The organism is Paenibacillus piscarius, assembly GCF_022234545.1.
Classification (GTDB): domain Bacteria; phylum Bacillota; class Bacilli; order Paenibacillales; family Paenibacillaceae; genus Paenibacillus_AQ; species Paenibacillus_AQ piscarius.
Genome location: NZ_JAIEUI010000016.1, coordinates 113,386 through 132,196 on the forward strand (window position 1 = coordinate 113,386; position 18,811 = coordinate 132,196).

19 protein-coding genes are annotated in these 18,811 nt (G+C 52.5%); 11 read left to right on the forward strand and 8 right to left on the reverse strand.

The window, feature by feature from the left end; all coding sequences use genetic code 11:
• Positions 1 to 22: 22 nt before the first annotated feature.
• Both K1558_RS22735 and K1558_RS22740 read right to left on the reverse strand, forming a co-directional pair.
• Complete coding sequence (locus tag K1558_RS22735; RefSeq protein WP_238653970.1) at positions 23 to 811, reverse strand: nucleotidyltransferase domain-containing protein; 789 nt, start codon at positions 809 to 811, stop codon at positions 23 to 25.
• A gap of 181 nt (positions 812 to 992) precedes the next feature.
• Complete coding sequence (locus tag K1558_RS22740) at positions 993 to 2,681, reverse strand: cellulase family glycosylhydrolase (protein WP_238653972.1); 1,689 nt, start codon at positions 2,679 to 2,681, stop codon at positions 993 to 995.
• Between the two features lie 267 nt (positions 2,682 to 2,948).
• On the opposite strand from K1558_RS22740, the gene K1558_RS22745 reads away from it, so the two are divergent.
• The 6 genes from K1558_RS22745 (at position 2,949) to K1558_RS22770 (ending at position 8,973) form a co-directional block, all read left to right on the forward strand.
• Positions 2,949 to 3,938 (forward strand): tRNA dihydrouridine synthase, encoded by a 990-nt coding sequence (locus K1558_RS22745; protein WP_238653974.1) that lies wholly within the window; start codon positions 2,949 to 2,951, stop codon positions 3,936 to 3,938.
• A 17-nt stretch (positions 3,939 to 3,955) separates the two neighbouring features.
• Positions 3,956 to 4,675, forward strand: coding sequence for an SDR family NAD(P)-dependent oxidoreductase (locus K1558_RS22750; RefSeq protein WP_238653976.1), 720 nt, complete (start codon positions 3,956 to 3,958; stop codon positions 4,673 to 4,675).
• Entirely contained in the window at positions 4,668 to 5,696 is a 1,029-nt protein-coding gene (locus tag K1558_RS22755) for an alpha/beta fold hydrolase (protein ID WP_238653977.1), read from the forward strand. The genes K1558_RS22750 and K1558_RS22755 overlap by 8 nt, the downstream gene beginning before the upstream one ends.
• A gap of 666 nt (positions 5,697 to 6,362) precedes the next feature.
• On the forward strand, positions 6,363 to 6,809 hold the full coding sequence (locus tag K1558_RS22760) for a copper amine oxidase N-terminal domain-containing protein (protein ID WP_238653979.1): 447 nt from the start codon (positions 6,363 to 6,365) through the stop codon (positions 6,807 to 6,809).
• 249 nt (positions 6,810 to 7,058) lie between these two features.
• Positions 7,059 to 8,285, forward strand: a complete 1,227-nt coding sequence (locus tag K1558_RS22765; RefSeq protein WP_238653981.1) for an RtcB family protein — start codon at positions 7,059 to 7,061, stop codon at positions 8,283 to 8,285.
• 118 nt (positions 8,286 to 8,403) lie between these two features.
• On the forward strand, positions 8,404 to 8,973 hold the full coding sequence (locus K1558_RS22770) for an SF0329 family protein (protein WP_238653984.1): 570 nt from the start codon (positions 8,404 to 8,406) through the stop codon (positions 8,971 to 8,973).
• A gap of 36 nt (positions 8,974 to 9,009) precedes the next feature.
• Here K1558_RS22770 and K1558_RS22775 read toward each other — a convergent pair whose 3' ends face one another.
• Complete coding sequence (locus tag K1558_RS22775; protein ID WP_238653986.1) at positions 9,010 to 9,699, reverse strand: response regulator transcription factor; 690 nt, start codon at positions 9,697 to 9,699, stop codon at positions 9,010 to 9,012.
• A gap of 7 nt (positions 9,700 to 9,706) precedes the next feature.
• Positions 9,707 to 11,866, reverse strand: a complete 2,160-nt coding sequence (locus K1558_RS22780; protein ID WP_238653988.1) for an ATP-binding protein — start codon at positions 11,864 to 11,866, stop codon at positions 9,707 to 9,709.
• A 332-nt stretch (positions 11,867 to 12,198) separates the two neighbouring features.
• Here K1558_RS22780 and K1558_RS22785 point away from each other — a divergent pair, with 332 nt between their 5' ends.
• Positions 12,199 to 13,212 carry a carbohydrate-binding protein gene (locus K1558_RS22785; RefSeq protein ID WP_238653990.1) on the forward strand — a complete coding sequence of 338 codons (1,014 nt, stop codon included), beginning with the start codon at positions 12,199 to 12,201 and terminating at the stop codon, positions 13,210 to 13,212.
• Positions 13,213 to 13,560: 348 nt separating this feature from the next.
• On the opposite strand, the gene K1558_RS22790 is transcribed toward K1558_RS22785, so the two are convergent.
• From K1558_RS22790 to K1558_RS22805, 4 genes are all read right to left on the reverse strand, one after another.
• A complete protein-coding gene (locus tag K1558_RS22790) occupies positions 13,561 to 13,845 on the reverse strand; it encodes a hypothetical protein (RefSeq protein WP_238653992.1) in 285 nt (94 codons plus the stop codon).
• A gap of 300 nt (positions 13,846 to 14,145) precedes the next feature.
• Entirely contained in the window at positions 14,146 to 14,397 is a 252-nt protein-coding gene (locus K1558_RS22795; RefSeq protein ID WP_238653994.1) for a hypothetical protein, read from the reverse strand.
• A 165-nt stretch (positions 14,398 to 14,562) separates the two neighbouring features.
• The gene (locus K1558_RS22800) at positions 14,563 to 14,844 is read right to left on the reverse strand and encodes a hypothetical protein (protein WP_238653996.1); all 282 of its coding nucleotides are present in this window, start codon (positions 14,842 to 14,844) and stop codon (positions 14,563 to 14,565) included.
• Between the two features lie 137 nt (positions 14,845 to 14,981).
• On the reverse strand, positions 14,982 to 15,146 hold the full coding sequence (locus K1558_RS22805; RefSeq protein WP_238653998.1) for a hypothetical protein: 165 nt from the start codon (positions 15,144 to 15,146) through the stop codon (positions 14,982 to 14,984).
• Positions 15,147 to 15,290: 144 nt separating this feature from the next.
• On the opposite strand from K1558_RS22805, the gene K1558_RS22810 reads away from it, so the two are divergent.
• From K1558_RS22810 to K1558_RS22825, 4 genes are all read left to right on the forward strand, one after another.
• Complete coding sequence (locus K1558_RS22810) at positions 15,291 to 16,253, forward strand: helix-turn-helix transcriptional regulator (RefSeq protein WP_238654000.1); 963 nt, start codon at positions 15,291 to 15,293, stop codon at positions 16,251 to 16,253.
• Positions 16,254 to 16,325: 72 nt separating this feature from the next.
• Positions 16,326 to 16,961, forward strand: coding sequence for a TetR/AcrR family transcriptional regulator (locus K1558_RS22815; RefSeq protein ID WP_238654002.1), 636 nt, complete (start codon positions 16,326 to 16,328; stop codon positions 16,959 to 16,961).
• A gap of 76 nt (positions 16,962 to 17,037) precedes the next feature.
• Positions 17,038 to 18,243, forward strand: coding sequence for an alpha/beta hydrolase family protein (locus K1558_RS22820; protein ID WP_238654004.1), 1,206 nt, complete (start codon positions 17,038 to 17,040; stop codon positions 18,241 to 18,243).
• 19 nt (positions 18,244 to 18,262) lie between these two features.
• Positions 18,263 to 18,697: an SRPBCC domain-containing protein gene (locus K1558_RS22825; RefSeq protein ID WP_238654006.1), complete on the forward strand. Its 435-nt coding sequence runs from the start codon at positions 18,263 to 18,265 to the stop codon at positions 18,695 to 18,697.
• Positions 18,698 to 18,811: the final 114 nt, after the last annotated feature.

Genomic DNA, 18,811 nt, shown 5'->3' on the forward strand with positions numbered 1-18,811 from the left:
CCGGAGAGCCGCTGCTGCTGTGTTATCTGTCGTGCAGGGAGGGCGGCTGCTCCATCCAGGAGCGCTCGTTGTTCTGTACATAGATGCCGAGCGCCTGCTCGAAGGTCAGGCCATGATTGTAGAAGGCCAGTACCCGTGCGGCGAAGCGCAGACTCAGATCTGCACAGGGCGAGCGCAGCAGCTCCGTGGCCAGCTTGCGGAAGTTCCGCGGCTTCGCTCCGGCGGCATCCACCGCATCCAGCAGCCCCTTGTGGCTGGGGAAGAGCAGCCGGTTATACGCCAGGATCATTCTCCCGCTGAAGAAGACCAGGCTACTCGCGGCGTGGACCAACAGATACGGGTCGTCCTTCCGCACCGCTTCCTTCGTGAAGTAGAAGGCGAACAGATAGATCTGGGTACAGAAGTCGCGCAGGTTGCGCTCCCGGTTCTCCTCGGGGTAGACGGGGATTCGGGAGACTAGTCCAGTCAGCCCGGGGATACGCGAGAAGACCACCTCCGACCCGCCAAAAGCATACCGGGTAGGTTCATTCCCCTGCCGGGCAGCCAGCTCCAGAAACCGCAGGTTCACAATCTTGACGTCAACGTACCCGCCTTCATAGGTGCTGACCTCCTGGTCTATGTATGACAGCATGTGTTCCCGCTCATATTCTGCATAGGCTTCATCGGTGACCACCAGATGAACGTCGACATCCGAGGTCTCTTTGGCGGTTCCTTGAGCGATAGAACCGCTGGTAATGACCGCCAGATTGGCGGTGTCAGGCGCAAGCTTGTCCACCAGCTGTTCCAGTGTCTGTCTATGATGCGCATACATCGTTTTCATCCTCTCCTTGCCAACTTTTGTCCTTATAAGCGTAACGGCCTGTCTCTTTGCCGGATATGGTCAATCCTGACATTTATAAGGGAGCCGCATGGGGCCGCTGTCAGCAGTAAGCAGTGCAGGGCTGCACCGTCCGTGAGGACAGCACAGCCCTGCGGCTTTTAATAGACCAGACTCAAGGTTCAACCCCGTAGATCAACGTGCCCTGATGATAGACCGTGATATGATCATTCGCCGCATAGCTGGTCAATGCCGGCTTGAAGGAGTAGTCATTGGCCTGATTGAGATTCGCCCAGTTGGTATTGTGAATGCGGAACTGGATGTCCCCGGTGTTGCCCGAGGCAGCCAGAGAGCCTGCGCCTGCCGTGAAGCCGATCTCCGCGTAGGTATCAGCGCCTGTCACCGGAGTAGCCAGTGGCACGATGCTGGTCACCAGCTTCGCCGCGCCGATCGCGGCATAATCGAACTCCAGCGTCTGTGAAGCGTTCCCGTCTCTGGTATACCAATACCGGATCGTCAGCTCATTCAGCGGAATGGCCGTGCCGGATTCATTCTTGAGCTGCAGGCTGGCCCGGATGGAGTTGACTGCGGCCCCAGTCTCTCCCGCACGGTAGAGCACACTGGCCTGAGGGCTGCCAGTCCCCGGTTCACCCGGTCCCCCCGGTTCGCCCGGCCCGCCGGGCTGTCCGCCGATCGGCGTGAAGGTGACCGGCTTCATGATCGTATTCAGCATCGCCTGCTTCGGAGCATTCCAGGTGGTCCAGTCATCCAGCAGCAGCCCGCCGGTATCCCCGCTGTTCGGATTGACGCACCAATAAGTCCAGTAGAGATTATTCTGCCCGATATAGCTGACCAGCTTATTCTGCCATTTGCCCTCTACGGAAGTGGTATCGACGCTGCGCCCGCCGAATTCGCCGACCAGTATCGGAGCGATCTGCTCCTTGCTGATGTAGCCCCAGGTATCATCCCACAGCTTCGGCAGATTGTCCGGGAAGTCGGCGGCGTTGAACCAGCTCTGGGAAGCTACGCCGGGACCGTAGTCATGCGGGGAGTAGACGACCCGGTTAGGTACGGTAAGCGTAACCGGATAATTGCGCACCCCGGTCAGATTCCCGCCCCACCAATAGCTGCTGGAATTGCCCTGGACATTGGTCTCAATGCCTTCCACGATGATCAGCCAGTTCGGATTGGCGGCGAGAATCGCATTGCCGGCCCGTTCACTGGCCAGCCGCCAGTCGGTGGACAGATTGCCGGTTCCCCAGCTTGCTGTGCCATGCGGTTCATTGTGCAGGTCAGCACCAATAACGGTGGGGTTCCCCGCATAACGCTGGGCCAGCATCACCCAATCGCTGATCCAGCGGGTCTCGGGATAGGCGGCCGTGTACCACAGCGTGGATTGTCCGCCGGAATCCGGCCGGTGCCGGTCAAGGAAGATCTGGATGCCGCGCTGCCCGGCCTTCTGTATCAGTTTATCCATAATCTGAATCGGCTTCAGACCGGCAAGATCGGGGTTTTTGACATAGTCGATACTGTTGGCCTCCGAGCCGGCGTCGAACATCTGATTGCAGTAGGGCAGCCGGATCAGGTTATAGCCGTTCGCTTTGATCTGGTCCAGCACATCGTCCATCGAGCGGGTCCACAGCCCGTGCGGCGAGTAGTTCGCCGTCTCGAAGCCAAACCAGTTCAGTCCGTTGAAGACCGCCGTATTCCCTGCGGCATCCACAATTTTGCTGCCCGAGGTGTGATAATACCCGGCTCCTGCTGCGCCATCAGCCTTCACCTGTTGCCCTGGAAACGCATACATACTTACCAGCAATACACAAGCCACAAACCATACACCCAGCTTCCTCAAACCAAACGACATTCATTCTCCTCCTCTTAATGATTTCAATGAGGTCAGACTGTATAGCATACGGGCAAATCGGCCGGGTATTCGTCTAAATTAGGCGGAAATATGGATGATTGATAACATTAATGTAAAAATATCCTTTTCGCGGGCGTCATAATGTCTGGATATCCCTCCGTTTCTCTGAGTGCCCTGGCGGCTACAATTCCCCCGCAGTTATGATATACTTTAGCTTTACTACAGCCGGACAAAGATCTTCCCGGCATAGATCGAGAGGTACTTCATATGACTAATAATTTCTGGCGTGATTTGCCGCGCCCTTTCTTTATATTGGCCCCGATGGAGGATGTGACGGATGTGGTCTTCCGCCATGTGGTGAGTGCAGCCGGCCGCCCGGATGTATTCTTCACCGAGTTCGTGAATACAGAGAGCTATGCCCACCCGGAGGGGAAGCAGGCGGTTCGCGGGCGCTTGACGTATACCGCAGATGAACAGCCGATCGTGGCGCATATCTGGGGGGACAAGCCGGAGTATTTCCGGCGGATGAGCATCAGCATGGCGGAGGAAGGCTTCAAGGGGATCGACATTAATATGGGCTGTCCGGTCGCAAATGTGGCGGAGAACGGTAAGGGCAGCGGCCTGATCTGCCGCCCGGATACCGCAGCAGAGATTATCCAGGCCGCCAAGGCCGGAGGACTGCCCGTCAGCGTCAAGACCCGGCTAGGGTTCACGGAGGTGGACGAATGGCGGGACTGGCTGACCCACATCCTGCGGCAGGATATTGTGAATCTGTCGATTCATCTGCGCACCCGCGAGGAGATGAGCAAGGTCCCGGCCCACTGGGAGCTGATCCCAGAGATCAAGCGGCTGCGCGATGAGATCGCGCCGGACACGCTGCTGACGATCAACGGGGATATCCCGGACCGTGAGACCGGGCTGAAGCTGGCCGCAGAGTACGGGGTGGACGGGATTATGATCGGGCGGGGGATTTTTCAGAATCCGTATGCGTTCGAGCAGGAGCCGAAGGAGCACAGCAGCCGGGAGTTGCTTGATCTGCTGCGGCTGCATCTGGATCTCCATGACCATTATTCGGCGCTGGAACGCCGTTCCTTCAAGCCGCTGCCCCGGTTCTTCAAAATCTACGTCCGCGGCTTCCGCGGCGCGAGTGAGCTCCGCAACAACCTGATGAACACCAAGTCCACCGAAGAGGCGCGTACGCTGCTGGATGAATTTGCGGACAGGGATCAGGACGGAGCGGAGGAGCTTAACGAATAAGGAGGATATATGCGACTATGAGACGTTTTATTATTTTTGGCGCGAGCAAAGGCTTGGGAGAGGCCTTCGTCAAGGCGCTGCCGGTGCCGGGCGATCAGGTCTGGGTGGTCTCCAGAACCTGCCCGGACAGCATGAAGCTGGAGGATGGGGTGCAGCGGACCTGGATCGAAGCCGACCTGGCAAGCCCGGGGGCAGCAAGCCTGATTGCCAAGGCCTTGGGCGGCGCAACCCTGGACGTATTCATCTATAACGTAGGCGTATGGGAGAGCAAGGGCTTCAGCGATGACTATGATTTTGAACAGGACGACCCGGCTGAGATTGCCAGCATCATTAACATTAATGTGACCTCGGCGATTACGTGTATCCAGAAGCTTTTGCCGAATCTGAAGCAGTCTGAGCACGCCAACATCTTCTTCATCGGTTCTACAGCTGGTCTGGATAATAATGACTACACCCAGGTGTCGTTCACTGCGTCGAAGTTCGGCCTGCGCGGAATTGCCAATTCAATCAGGGAGCATGTGAAGCCTTACGGCATCGGTGTGACGATTATCAATCCTGGCGAGATCGCTACCCAGATTCCGCTGGAGGCGGGGGTAGAGCCTGTCTTGTCCGCCTATAACGGCGCGCAGATTCCGCTTCAGGATATCGTGTCCCTGGTGCAATGCGTCATGAACCTGTCCAAGGCCTCCTGTGTGAAGGAGATTAACATTCCGTCGATGCTGAGCTCCAATGCGTAGGGGCCTCAAAATAACCCGAATAACTCTTCTTGTCACAGCCCTGCTGATCGCAGCCGGATTGGTCTTTCCAACATGGACGCCGCGAATCCAGGGAGAATATAGCGTAAGCAGGTTAGAGCAGATCGAGATTAACGGCACAGGTCATGAAGTCATGATCAGGGGGGCGGACCGGCGCAATCCTGTCGTTATTTTTGTGCATGGGGGTCCCGGCTGTTCAGAGATTCCGTATGTGCGCAAATATCAGGAGCTGCTGGAGCAGAGCTTTACCATCGTGCACTATGACCAGCGTGGAAGCGGCAAGTCGTATCACTTTGGGGAGGATTACTCGAATCTATCCACGGACTTGCTTGTAGAGGATCTGCTGGCTTTAACGGATGTTGTGAAGCAGGAATTAGGGCAGGAGCAGGTGCTGCTGATCGGGCATTCTTTTGGCACCTATATCGGGATCAAAGCGGCAGCCAAGTCACCTGAGCGGTTCGCGGCGTATATCGGAATCGGGCAGATGGCCGATCTGGGAATCAGCGAGCGGGATAGCTGGAAGTATGCCATGGAGCAGGCTACACAGGCCGGGAATACCAAGGATGTGGCTCGTCTAGAAGAGCTTCGGGCTTCCATAGAAGCAGGCGGGCAGCTGACGCCAAGAGATTTGGTGCGCAAATATGGCGGTGCTGCGAGATTAATAGATGATAACCGCGATTACTATACAGGGTTCCTCTTGAACCCGGAATACAATCTGCTGGATGTGATCCGCTATCTGAAGGGCGTTTCCCTGTCGCAGGATATTTTGCTGGCTGAAGGGGCCAAGCATTATATTACTGATGTGGTCGATAAGGTCGACATCCCCGTTTATTTTGTTATGGGGCAGCATGATTATATGACCTCTGTTCACGCGGCAAAAGAATACTTCACCGCACTGAAAGCACCGCTGAAGGAGTTCGTTATGTTCGAGCAATCTGCGCATTATCCCCAGTTCGAGGAGAAAGAGCGGTTTGCGCAGTGGCTGAATCAGCTTGAATTGTGAGGGGCTAGTAGAGCATCAGATTTAAAACGGTAGGAATGAACCACCAGCGTGTTAGATTCGCCTTTCGTCCAACCTATGTTCTATCGTGTCTGGAGTATATACTTTGACTAACCGATTGTATTTCGTACAGTAGAAACCGCATATTTGGCCGCCAAATCGAATCCTATTGTAGTTTGTACATTAGAATGTTGCGTTCGGGCTGAAAAAGGGCCGTTTACTGAAATTCAAGTGTACAGAATACAATAGAGTCTAAATTTTAGTGGGATTTTACAGCATTCTATTGTATAAAGTGCAGTTACCCTCGCTCCAGCGCGTACATATCTGACTTACAACTGCGGGAATGAAGTTCTGGGTATTGAATAAGATCCGATAATGTCATATTCACTATTCTGATGTTGTACTATATAGATTGAACTAAAAATTTAAGTTAAAGGAAAAGTGGCGGAGGGGAATTTTGGAACTGGAGGAGCGGTAGCGTCCGCCTTTGTCTCCGGATTTCAACCGTTACAAACGGTATAAAATCATGAAATCTGGAGACAACAGCGGCCGGAAGTCCAAAACTTCTCTGGAGTCACAGCTAATTCCGAAACACAAAAAACATTAGTTCAATTTATATAGTTATCTGGTGTAATGTGTTATGAGCCTGTCCAATTGGAGGAGATACCTATGAAATTGAAATTTATCATACCGTTTCTTGTTTTCATCATGGTCTCAGTAGGCTGTATTTCTGTCTCCAGTGTGGGTGCAGCAACACCAACCACGTATGGCTCTGTTATTTTAGACGGGAAGCCGCTTGGCTTCGATGCTAAGCCCATTATCCTAAACGGGAACACGATGGTGCCGTTTCGTAAGATATTCGAAGCAATAAATATGAATGTCCAATGGGATTCCAAAACCGGAGGTGTTACGGCCCAAACCACAGGGATAACGATTAAATTGACAGTGGATAGCCTTAAGGCCAGTGTTAATGGCAAAGAATTCACATTAACTCAAACGCCATTTAATACACCCGAAGGCACGGTTTATGTGAACCTCCGCTTTATTAGTCAAGCCGTAGGGGCAACGATAAGCTGGGATAATGTGAAGAAGATTGCAACTATAGATACTAAATAAACTCCGTGTAATCGTGCCGAAAGAATATATCTTAGCCAATAATAAGTAGGCCGATTCCTTTACCGGGGCGGTCTATTTATGTTACTGATTTCCGTTAGCTTATGCTACATTGTTAGATGTCTCCAGCTCGTAATACTTCCGCCATGTACTTGGGTTCCGGGATAAGCGATTATAGACACAGAAGCTTAAGAGGGCATGAGGACGCTGCGGCACCATCGCGGTGATCCCGATTATAGGAGGTAGAACGAAATGGCTTATCAGAATATAGACGGTGTACGTGTGTGGGGGAAGCCGGACGACGGCGCGCTGGTGCAGGCGCGGATGTGTGCGGTGAGCGGAAATGTGGTACAGACACTGCTGATGGCGGACCATCATAAAGGCTACAGCCAGCCGATCGGCGGCGTGGTCGTGTACGACGGACAGATCTCCCCGTCGGGTGTGGGTTACGATATCGGGTGCGGGAATAAGGCGGTGCGGACCCGCTTGCAGATCGAAGAGCTGCGTCCGCGGCTCTCAGGTATCATGGATGAGATTGCCCGCCGAATCTCCTTCGGCGTAGGCCGGGTGAATAACGAGCGGGTGGATCATGAGCTGTTCGACGACCCGGATTGGGCGGTGTTCAAGGCGGTAGGTAATGGAGTGTACGATAAGCTTAAAGCCCTGGCGCAAAGCCAGCTCGGCACCGTCGGCAGCGGGAACCACTTCGTGGACCTGCTGGAAGAAGCCGGAGACGGCCGGGTGTGGATCGCCAACCATTTCGGCAGCAGAGGGTTCGGGCATAAGACAGCGAGCGGGTTCCTGAACCTGGCAGCAGGCAGAGACTTCCTGGCGAATGCTCCGGGAGAGAAGATGGATCAGCCGCCCGTACTGCTCGACCTGAACAGTGAACTGGGGGATATGTATTACCGGGCGATGAAGTTGGCCGGGCGCTATGCTTATGCCGGGAGAGACTATGTCATCCAGCAGGTCTTGGCTATCCTGGGGACGGAAGCGGACCTTGCGGTGCACAACCATCATAACTATGCCTGGAAAGAGACGCATGACGGCAAGGAGGTCATCGTTGTCCGCAAAGGAGCTACGCCGTCCGCACCCGGCCAGATGGGCTTCATCGGCGGGAGCATGGGGGACATCTCCGTGATCGTCCAGGGCAAGGACAGCGCGGAGAACCGGGAGGCCTACTACAGCACTGTTCACGGAGCAGGCCGAATCATGAGCCGGACCCAGGCTGCGGGCCGTATGAACTGGAAGACCCGCACCCGCAGCGGCGGTCAAATTACGCCAGCGCAGATGCTGGAAGCGGTCCGGGAGTTTGGCGTAGAGCTGCGCGGCGCGGGGACGGATGAGAGTCCTTTTGTCTACCGCAAGCTGCAAGAGGTGCTGGATGCGCACGCGGAGACCATCGAGGTTATGCATGTCCTGAAGCCGGTGGGTGTATGTATGGCTGGTGCGGATGAGTTCGATCCGTATAAGGACTGAGGGGGAGTTCCTCCATCAAGAGGTCTCCACAGGCGGGCAACAAGGACGGGAAGTATGGTAACATAGAATTTCAGGAAGAGGCCGGTAGGCCTTTTCCCATTTTCATGGAGGTGATTACTTGTCTTGGAGCAAACTCAAACAACAACTGGATAACTTCCTCAGTCCTGCGGTAGAGGGCCGGGTAGAGTACAGGGCGCCTGCTTACCGCTATGCACCAGATAAATCAGGCACTTGTTATATTACGGTGGACAAGAAGAACATCCTCAGCATGACCGACAAGTCCAGCCCCATCCGCTGGTACGCCTCCGAGCTGGAGGTCAAGAATGACCCGGAGCTGCATATCTCCGTCACCAATGAGGATATTGAAGCCATCAGACAGAGTGCCAAGGGCCCCATCCCTGAGGATCGACTAGTCATCATGGCCCGGAGCCGCTTAATCACCGAACATGCCAAAGCAATAATGTCCGCCCAGACCGCCCTGACGAAATCGAATTTCATCGTGGTAGCCAACAAGTTCCTGGTTACCCCTATCGAGGAGAGCCTGGAGAGCAGCGATATTATCTTGAACATTCTGGCCCTGCTGGACCGGAGAGTCGGGCGGAAGCGGATCGAGGGGATGGCCGGGAAGATGCAGCGGAAGCATCCGGCGGTGGAGTATTTCTATGATTTGCGGCGCGGGGCGTTGTGATTGTTAGAGCCGCCCGCTCAAGCGATCCGCTTGCATTCAGCGTTTCCCGGCAACCAGCATATATCCGGCCCCCCGGACGGTAATGATCCGCTCGGGATGGATAGGGTCGTCCTCGATTTTTTTGCGCAGATTACTGATGTGGACAGCGACCGTCCGCGTATCCTCCAGACTCTTCATCCCCCAGATGAGGTGAAACAGCGTATCGGCAGTGACCACTTGATTCACGTTCTGTGCCATGTAAGAGAGCAGGCTGAATTCTTTTTTGGACAGGAAAATCGTTCTGCTGCCCACGTTCACCGACTGTGCATAGAAATCCAGCGTTAGTCCCGGCAGCTCCAGCAGCTGTTCCCGTCTGCCCGTGGATACCCTGCGGAGGTGGGCCTTGATCTTGGCCATGAGTACGCCCGGACTGAACGGCTTGGTCACATAATCATCCCCGCCATACGATAAGGCGCTGATCTTCACCTCATCCTCCTCTTGGCTGCTTAGGAACACAATCGGCGCATTCGTGTAATTGCGTGCGTTCTTGCACCAGTCAATGCCGTTCTCATTCGCCAGCAGCACATCCAGCACAATCAGGTCCGGGTTAAAGGACGCAAGCAGTATCATAGCATCATCCCCGCTGTGGCAAGACGAGGAGTCGAAGCCTTCCCGCTGGCAGTATAGCTCAACAATCTCACAGATATGGGGATCGTCGTCGACGATCATAATTCGGTATGTGTCCATTCTATTGTCACCTTTCTGCATCCCGGATCAACGGCAATATGACCTGGAAAACCGATCCCGTCTTGCCGTCGCTCTCCGCCCGTACACTCCCGCCATGCGCTTGCACAATCTCCCGGCATATCGCCAGCCCCAGCCCGCTGCCCTCTACGCCCATGTCGGCCCCCGGCCGGTCCACCCGGTAATTGCGGTCGAAGATCTGCTCGAGCTGCTCTGGAGGAATGCCCATGCCGGAGTCTTGCACGCTGATGACCGCACACCGCGTATCGTTCGCTTCGTCCACGGCTAATGTAAGACGCACCAACCCGCCGCCAGGCGTGAACTTCATCGCATTCGACACCAGATTGAACAGCGCCTGCTCTAAGCGTTGTGTATCGATCCGGGCAACAATCAGGTCCGTGCTTGAAGCCTCCGTATCCCCGATGTCCAGAACGAAATCCAGCCCCGCGTCCCGCACCACCAGCTCATATTGCTCATAGAAGCCGCGCAGGAACTGAACCACCTGGACCGGCTCCATCCGGTATTCCACTTGCCCGGTCTCCAGATGGGACAAGAAGCTCAGCTCCCCGATCATCCGGTTGATCCTTATCGTGTTATCGCGGATATACTGCAGATACTGTTCATTGCGCTCCGGCTTCACCCTATCCATCACCGCCTCGACATAACCGAGCATACTGGACAGCGGCATCCGCAGATCATGCGTAATGTAAGCCAGCAGCTTCTTCCGGCCTTCCTCGGAATGCAGTAAACGCTCATAGGACAGGCGGAGATCCTCGTGGGCTGCGGATAAGGCATGGGTGCGCTCAAGCACGATCTGCTCCAGATTGGCATTCATCCCCGTCAGCTTGAGGTTGGCCTCCTGCAGCTCCCGCGCGATTCGTTCTTCATTCGTGGCCGCCCGCGTGAATCTTGAAGAGAGCAGCAGCATCTGGGCGACCGTGAAGATGAGCAGGCCGAACGGCGAGCTGTTTCCGATGGGCGACCATTCATTGTAATAGAGGAAATCGTTAATCACCGTAGCCAGCGCCACCACCGACACCAGCAGGAAGATCAGCGCTCCCTCCATCCGCCGCACCGCTGCATGAGCCAGCCCGACCATCAGATACACCATATGGAGAACCACGACCACACCGATCAGCACCAGCATCCGGGAATAGATGAGAGCAGGGGTCACCACAACCACCAGACAGAGTGCTCCGGTGACGATCCGGCTGCTATAGCGGAACCAACGCGACACGTAATCCGGGAAAATACATTCAAAATACATCGTAATCATCCATCCGCCGAGGCATAGGATCAGGTACTCAAGCTTGAACTGCAGCTCCCACGGGAAATGCGGCAGCCACTGGGTCAGCATCAACTCGCCGTTCAGCAGGGAGCGGACACCGAACATTATGGTGAACAGGCCGAAGTATAGCGGGGCCCGGTCTTTACGCCGCAGCAGGTACAGCAGCAGATGATACAAGCCGATCACCAGCAGGCTGGCTGTGATGAACATATCCGCAGCAATCTTCAGATGAGTCCGGACCGTTAACACATTGCTGCCACCCAGCTCGATAGCCTTGGTGATGCCGCCACGCATATGATGGAAGTTCGCTACCTGCATCACCAGCTCCACCGTGTCGCCTTCAGGCTGGAAGAACACCAGTCTCGTCGCCAGGCTCGGCGTCATGCCCTCCCTGTCCTGATCCACCACACCGACCTCTGTCAGCAGCTCTCCATTCACCCATAATTTATACGCATGAAAAATCGTAGGCAGCCGCAGAGCCAGCCGCTCCTTGCGATCCTGTTCACTAAGCCGGATCACCAGCCGGAAGGTGGCATAGCCTTCGCCCTTCAGCGTTTGACCATCCAGCGGGTAGCCCAGCCAGGAGCTGGGGAGGTGGATATACCGGTCCCGCTCAGCCGTTTCCCCGCCTGCCATCCGGTTACGTATATCCTCCGGCGAGAGCAGCTCCTGCCAATAGAAGGCCCATTCTCCCTGTAGCTTCAGCGGATTCTGATTGATAGAGTGGTGCGTTAGATCCAGAACACCTGCTTCGCTGCGGAGCTGGGGGGCACCCGGCGTTACGGACAGGATGGCATAGCTTGCGATCAGCCCCATAACCACGACCACGGCGATATGTAACCAGATTTTACGAGAACCGGACCTTAGTATCCCCCTCATCATGAAGCCGACCCCAATCTACAAAATTCGTCATTCTTAAGCTCATTGCCTTAATGATAGCATCATTGCCGAAAATTGTGTGAAATTGCGCTATTTAAAGTTTTCTTTTCTTGCATGATAAGCTAAATTCCGGTGATTGAATGCCAGACAAGGAGACGGAGATGTCGAAAATTGTAAGGTTCTTGGGGCGATTAAAAAGCTACATAATTTATGGAATGAATTAGAGAATCGGTAATAAAATATACTACCCTGTGGATGGCTTCTTGAAGGGGCCTTTTTTAGTGTTATGCTTTGTGGGGTTATTCTACGGGAAACGATCTAAGGAGGCTTGGCTATTGTATACCAAAGTATCAGCTAGAGCTGTATCCCTGTTAGCCGCATTCGTATTACTGCTCTCCGTGTTCTTCACCGCCTTACCGAATGCAAATGCAGCCGCGAGAGGAGCGTGGTCGCCGAACACGGCCTATGCGGTGAATGACACCGTAACCTATGGCGGAGGTACATATACCTGTCTGCAGGCGCATACGTCCCTGACCGGCTGGGAGCCGCCGAATGTTCCGGCATTATGGAAAAGCGGCAGCACCACCACACCAACACCCACAACGCCACCTGCAACCAACGGAGCAACCTTCTATGCAGACAGGGACTATGGCGGCAAGGCCGTCACGCTGGGAACAGGCAATTATGTGCTGTCCCAGCTGAACGCAGCAGGCATTCCGAATGACTGGATGTCCTCACTCAAGGTGCCCAGCGGCTGGACGGTGGAGGTGTATGCGGACGATAATTTTGGCGGCACGAAGTGGACCTATACCTCAAGCTCCTCCTGGGTCGGCGACAGTGTGAATGACAAGATGTCTTCGGTCAAAATCTACACCGGTTCACCACCCGCAACCGGCGTCACCCGCCCCTCCGAGGTGCCCAGCCAGATCTGGACGTATGCCATGAATGTGGACAATAAATTCGGCAAAGGCGGAGATTTCGCACTACTACTGAGCGCGGTGATCAAGAAGGAGAGCAGCTTCGGAGCAGGCCTGCCGGGCAGCCCGTCCGCAGGTGACGGCCTGATGCAGGTCGAGCCGAACACACGCGCCGCCTATGCCGCCCAATTCAGCGCCAGATTCGGCCGCACCTATAATCACAGCAGCGAACAGGATCAGATCGCCTTGGGCGGACTGATTCTCGATGAGAAGATCAGCAGATTCGGCAACATCTACAACGGACTCTTACACTACAACGGAGGCGACAACTGGTATCCAGGCGCCATCGATTCCTACGGCCGCCCGATTCTGGCGGATCAGTATGCCAATGCTGTGTACGCGACGTATAAGGGGTATGGCGGGAAGAATTAAGGGAGTAACTTTCATTCCATAAAAGAAAAAACAAAGACGCTCGGGAATCACCCCGCAGCGTCTTTGTTAATGTAGAGGCGAATACAATGGGCTGCTACGATGAGGAATGGGCCCCGTGCTCCGCAGCCAGCAACATTCTTAGAGAAATCCTGCCAAAATTGCAGCAATACTGCCCAACAGAAGCGCTCTTTGCCGAAATCATGCACGGAATGCAACAAAATCAGCGATTACTTGCTCTCTGCACCAGAATTCCTGCAAATAATGCAACATTGTGCCGCAGCCAGTAACCGTTATAGTAATATCCTGCAAGATGTGCAACAATGCGTTCCATACAAGAAAGGTGAGCTCTTACCCTCCGAAATTGGCCCCGGGAAACAACGTATACCGGTCCAATAGTTTCGTTGATTTCGGTACAACCTTCACGGATTTAATTTTGCCTTGATCAAAAGTGAAATTCCATTTTTCCACTTTAACCTTATAATCATCTTCTGCGGTTACTCTTTGAACAATTCTTACGGTGAGGCCATTAGTTGTATGTGCAACAGCCTTCATATCAACAATACTCCCCATATTGTAAGTACCTGTTGGAAAGCTTTCATTATAGATATCGGTCGCGAAATTTGATGTAACCAAATCGAGTACTCCTTGGTGGTCTCTCTCGTCATAAGCCATAATCCATTTATGCGCCAGATTCCGATCGGCAACATATGCGACAGTGCTATCTTCAGATTGGAAATTCGGGTCAGAATCTACTGTTTTTTGTTTGTGTACGTTGAAGCTAATCCGCCTGTACAATTACAGTTGTGTGAAGCAATTGTGGTTGCATTAAAAAAAGCCCTTATATATCAAGGACTTTAACGCAATGACTATTACTTCAACATACATTTTCCATAAAAAGATGGCCTGCGCTAAGCACAGGCTCATAATGGATTATTACCTAGCAGATTTCAACCAAGCTTTGTAACAAATATCATGTGCGACGGAGCTTTGCTTATCTGGATGTGCGTCATAATTATAATCGGCTGGATCTGTATCGAAAGAATACATCACATTGGTTACAACATAAAGTTTAGCGTTCCAAAGAATTAACTCATCTTTTCTCGGAATAAAAGGTAAACCTACAAGTTCAGAGTGTTCCATGCGCGGATTCTCATTCAATTCAACTGCTAATTCGATGACGTACAATTCCTCACCTCAAGAGTTTAAAATATTACTACTGTTCTTGGACCTACAAAACACGATGCTGGTCCAACATCCGTCAGAATTTGGGCAACACCGCCAACGCTATATGTTCCTGGCGTATAGTATGTCCAACTATCGGTAAGTGCAACGCCCCCAGTGTTAGGTTCATTAAAGCTTTGTGTAGGCTGATACTTGTCTAATAATTGTATCCGTTGAAATCTTCCAAAGGACGTCTACAGTATTACCAGTTTTGACTACATCCCACTGTTTTGTTACCCATACTGGCCCAAATGGGCCTAACGGGTGAACCCGTTGTTCTTCTCCTGAAATAATTACTTTAGGAGAAAATACGTCAGTTTCTAATGGAGCAATCAGTATGTCTTGTACATCAACTATATAATCTGTTGGTGGTGCTTCAATTGTGGTAGAATTTGCAGCCTCAGAAGTCACAGAGCTTCACTTGCAAATGTAACTTTACCGGCGGTAGTTAAAGCAAGTAGCAAAACAGCGGTCACGGTTAAGCTTTTGAAGAAAATTTTACTTGAATTAAACAAGATTAACAACTCCTTCTCTAATAGTGGATTTATTTAAAAGGCTGAGCCTAAGTCCATCAATGATTTTAGTTGTGTGCTGGTTTGAACTTGATTACTATTCACAATTATTTTGGGAACCGCAGTTGCTGCATAGGCTCCCGCACTAAAAACAAGGGTTAATGCTAGTCCGGCTAACCCGACTTTTATTGAGTGCTTCATTTTAATCCCTCCCCCTTATACGTTCCTATTAAATCAATTATTTGTAAAAAACGTTTGAGCGCGCTTGCCGGGTGGCCTCACCAGCTTATGATATACTTGGGTGTGAGTGTCAGAACGATATCATGACGAATGAGGAATCCCAGTATGCCCAAAAAAGACAATCTTCTAGCCATCCTATGGATGCTGAATACCGGCGGGAAGCTGACCGCGAAGCAGATATCTGAGAAGTTAGAGCTTAATATCCGCACCGTGTACCGCTATATCGATGCCCTAAGTGCCAGCGGAGTCCCGATTATCGCCGACTCCGGCCATAACGGCGGCTACCGCCTGCTGAATCATTTCATTAAGGCCCCGCTGTTGTTCGAGCTGGAAGAGAAGAAGGCGCTGCTGCATGCCGCCCAGTTCGCGAAGGAAGCCGGATACCCGGGGAGCGAAGCGCTAGACCATGCTGCCTCCAAGCTGAGGATGTACTCCAGCCCGGAGCAGGAGCATACGCTGAACCATCAGTTAGCGGGATTCGAGGTGGCCGAACGCACAGCATCGCCTGCGGTTCAGCCTGTGCTCACGGAATTGGAGCAGGCCGTAGCAGGGGAATATCCGGTCGAGATCGACTACCGCACCGGACGGGAGGAACAGGCCAAGCGGAGAACGATAGACCCGTATGGCATAGTGTACTGGAACGGCAAATGGTATACTGTGGGCTTTTGCCATCTGAAGCAGGAGATCCGCAGCTTCCGGGCCGACCGGATGCTAACTATCCAGCCGGCACCGGGACACTTCAAGCGCCCTGAAGCCTTCTCGGCCCGCGACTTCTTCCTGCAGAAGCTGCTGCCTGATCCGGCGGGCAAGGAAACGTTAACGACTGTAGTCTTGGAAGGCCGGGCCGAGGCCCTGGACGATCTCTGTCTCCACTGGTATCTCGGCCACTACCTCAAGGAACGAACCCCCGGCCAGGCCATCTTCTTATTTGAAGAGGCAGCGGTGCAGCACTTCGTTCCGCAGTTCCTCCTCTCCTACGGGAAGTCCGTCCGAATTCTTGAGCCGCAGAGTCTCAAAGAGCGGGCTGCTGCAATTGCAGCGGACTTGGCAGAGTATTACCGTGGATAAGGAAGCAATACTTTTGTTTGCCTTTTAGAGTTCCTCCGGTTATAATATTCATTGAACGGACGGTGAATGAAATTGAAGAGGGATACAAGCCAACTAACCAGTCGTGATCTCCAAGCCATTGAGAGAAGGGAGCAGCTGCTGCAGTCAGCCAAGGAATTATTCGCATCCCAAGGTTACCATGCTACAACAACGAGACAGATCACGAAGCATATCGGGATGGCCGATGGATTGATTTATCATTATTTTCCGGAAGGGAAGAAGCAGATTCTCGATATTATACTCAAGGAATTCCTGGACGAGCGTTACCAGCTTGTAGAGTCCGATATTGCAGCCCTTGAGAATACGATGCCCATTCAGGAGCTGTTACTCTCCTTGGGAAGAATTTTTCTGAACTACATTGGAAATGATAAGCAGGTACTGCTGATTCTGCTGAAAGAAAAAAGTGTCTTCTCAGAAGAGTACACGAAGAGCTTCAATGAGCATGTGCACCTGATTATGGGGCAGATCATGAAGGTCATTCAGATATATGTAGACCGGAAGGAGATTAAGCCCTTCGATGTCTTTATGATGGTCAATCAGTTCTGGAGTTCGATCTACTCGTATATCATACAGGATGTATTCTTCGATCAATACAATCTCTATCGCAGTGAACCGGAGAGTTATCTTAAGCAAGTAGTGGAGCACACCGTATTAACCTGGAAATTATAGCTCTTATAGTTTCCAGTTATTTTTTATTATAATATTCATTGAGTGTTCAGTGAAATTTACGGAGGGGGATTCCAATATGAAACTACATTTCGACGACCAGGCATTCTCATATGAATTATTAAGAGCAGTAACTTATGCCGGCTATCAAGGTGCAGAGATCGGCGAGTGCCTGGCAACCGCAGCGCAAATAGAGGAAGGCAACTTCGACAGCTGGTTCCGGGAGTGGGGAAGAACAGCGGACAGAACATACCTGACAGCACAGGCCAGCTTCGCTAAGGGTCATAAGGTCAGTGCAAGAGAGGCCTTTTTGCGGGCTCATAATTATTACCGTACGGGGGAATTCTTCTTAGATGGAACAGATCCCAGACGTATGGGGAATTTCGATAAGAGTGTGAAGAGCTTCGAGCAAGGCATGGAGCTGCTTGACAGTCATTTCGAGGTTGTGAGAATCCCTTATGAAGCGACCTATCTAAAAGGTTATTTCTATGGTGCATCAGAGGATAAGAAGAATCAGCTAACGAAGCGTCCGGTGCTGGTCTTCGTTGGAGGGTACGATTCCACTTTGCAGGAGCTGTATTTCTGCGGTGCAGCTGCGGCCATCAAGAGAGGGTATCACTGTCTTGTGTTCGAGATGCCGGGACAGGGGGAAGCGCTCCGCAAGCACAATCTTGTGATGCGCCATGATGCCGAGGTTCCGGTAAAGGCAGCCCTTGATTATCTAGAGACCAGACCAGAGGCAGATGGCGGTAAGATTGCTCTGCTGGGGATGAGTCTGGGGGGCTATTTTGCTCCAAGGGCAGCGGCCTTTGAAGATCGAATTAAGGCTTGCATCGCCTTCAATGTCTTCTATGATACCTTCGATTCGACCTTGAACCAGAATCCACAGCTAGCTCAGGTACTGGAGCTTCCGGAAGAAGAAAGAGAGCAAATGCTGGCGCTCGCCGAGCAGCATAACTCCAATTTGAGATGGATGCTGAATAATGGCAAGTGGGTGTTCGGCTTACAGCACCGTTATCAATTATTTGATGAGATGCGAAAGGCTTCGTTAAAAGGGATAGCTGGTAACATTAAATGTCCCGTACTGCTGACCATCGGAGAAACCGACCATTTCGTATCCAGAGACCAGTTGGACGCATTACTGGAGGAGATCCAGGCGCCTACAACTGTGCGGGTCTTCACAATTGAGGAAGGTGCGGAGGAGCATTGCCAGGAAGGAAACCACGCGTTATTCCACCAGGTCATGTTTGACTGGTTGGATGAGGTGTTTGAATACAATTCATGAATTCCAGGAGGGAAAGCATATGAAGGAAATCCGAACAGAAGTATTGATTCAAGCCCCGGTGAGCAAGGTGTGGGAGATATTCACCAATTTCAAGGCGTACCCGAGCTGGAACCCGTTCATGACGTATCTAAAGGGCAAGGTTGCAGAAGGGGAGCAGATAGAGGTCAAGATGGTTCCCCCGGGGTCTAAAGGCATGATTTTTAAGCCGAAGGTGCTGAAATTTCACAAGAATAAAGAGTTCCGGTGGCTGGGGCATACCGGCTTCCCCGGGTTATTCGATGGAGAGCATATCTTCGAGTTAATGGATAACGGCAATGGGACAACGACCTTCATCCAGAGAGAGAAGTTCCGTGGAATTATGGTGCCGTTACTGAAGAAGTCGCTGGATAACGGGACGAAGGCAGGATTTGTAGCGATGAATACCAAGCTGAAGCAAATTTGTGAAATGGCGTAAACCGCTAACATAGAAGGAGCTTAAGACGTCCGGGGTTCGCCTGAGGCGTTTTTTGCTGCGAGAGAAGAGGGCTTCAAGCACCCGCTTTACCTGACAAGGAGACCACTACACGGA

Coding starts and splice junctions, on each gene's coding strand:
- K1558_RS22735 (WP_238653970.1), bottom strand. CDS start 811: ATGTATGCGCATCATAGACAGACACTGGAACAGCTGGTGGACAAGCTT.
- K1558_RS22740 (WP_238653972.1), bottom strand. CDS start 2,681: ATGTCGTTTGGTTTGAGGAAGCTGGGTGTATGGTTTGTGGCTTGTGTA.
- K1558_RS22745 (WP_238653974.1), top strand. CDS start 2,949: ATGACTAATAATTTCTGGCGTGATTTGCCGCGCCCTTTCTTTATATTG.
- K1558_RS22750 (WP_238653976.1), top strand. CDS start 3,956: ATGAGACGTTTTATTATTTTTGGCGCGAGCAAAGGCTTGGGAGAGGCC.
- K1558_RS22755 (WP_238653977.1), top strand. CDS start 4,668: ATGCGTAGGGGCCTCAAAATAACCCGAATAACTCTTCTTGTCACAGCC.
- K1558_RS22760 (WP_238653979.1), top strand. CDS start 6,363: ATGAAATTGAAATTTATCATACCGTTTCTTGTTTTCATCATGGTCTCA.
- K1558_RS22765 (WP_238653981.1), top strand. CDS start 7,059: ATGGCTTATCAGAATATAGACGGTGTACGTGTGTGGGGGAAGCCGGAC.
- K1558_RS22775 (WP_238653986.1), bottom strand. CDS start 9,699: ATGGACACATACCGAATTATGATCGTCGACGACGATCCCCATATCTGT.
- K1558_RS22780 (WP_238653988.1), bottom strand. CDS start 11,866: ATGATGAGGGGGATACTAAGGTCCGGTTCTCGTAAAATCTGGTTACAT.
- K1558_RS22805 (WP_238653998.1), bottom strand. CDS start 15,146: ATGAAGCACTCAATAAAAGTCGGGTTAGCCGGACTAGCATTAACCCTT.
- K1558_RS22810 (WP_238654000.1), top strand. CDS start 15,291: ATGCCCAAAAAAGACAATCTTCTAGCCATCCTATGGATGCTGAATACC.
- K1558_RS22820 (WP_238654004.1), top strand. CDS start 17,038: ATGAAACTACATTTCGACGACCAGGCATTCTCATATGAATTATTAAGA.
- K1558_RS22825 (WP_238654006.1), top strand. CDS start 18,263: ATGAAGGAAATCCGAACAGAAGTATTGATTCAAGCCCCGGTGAGCAAG.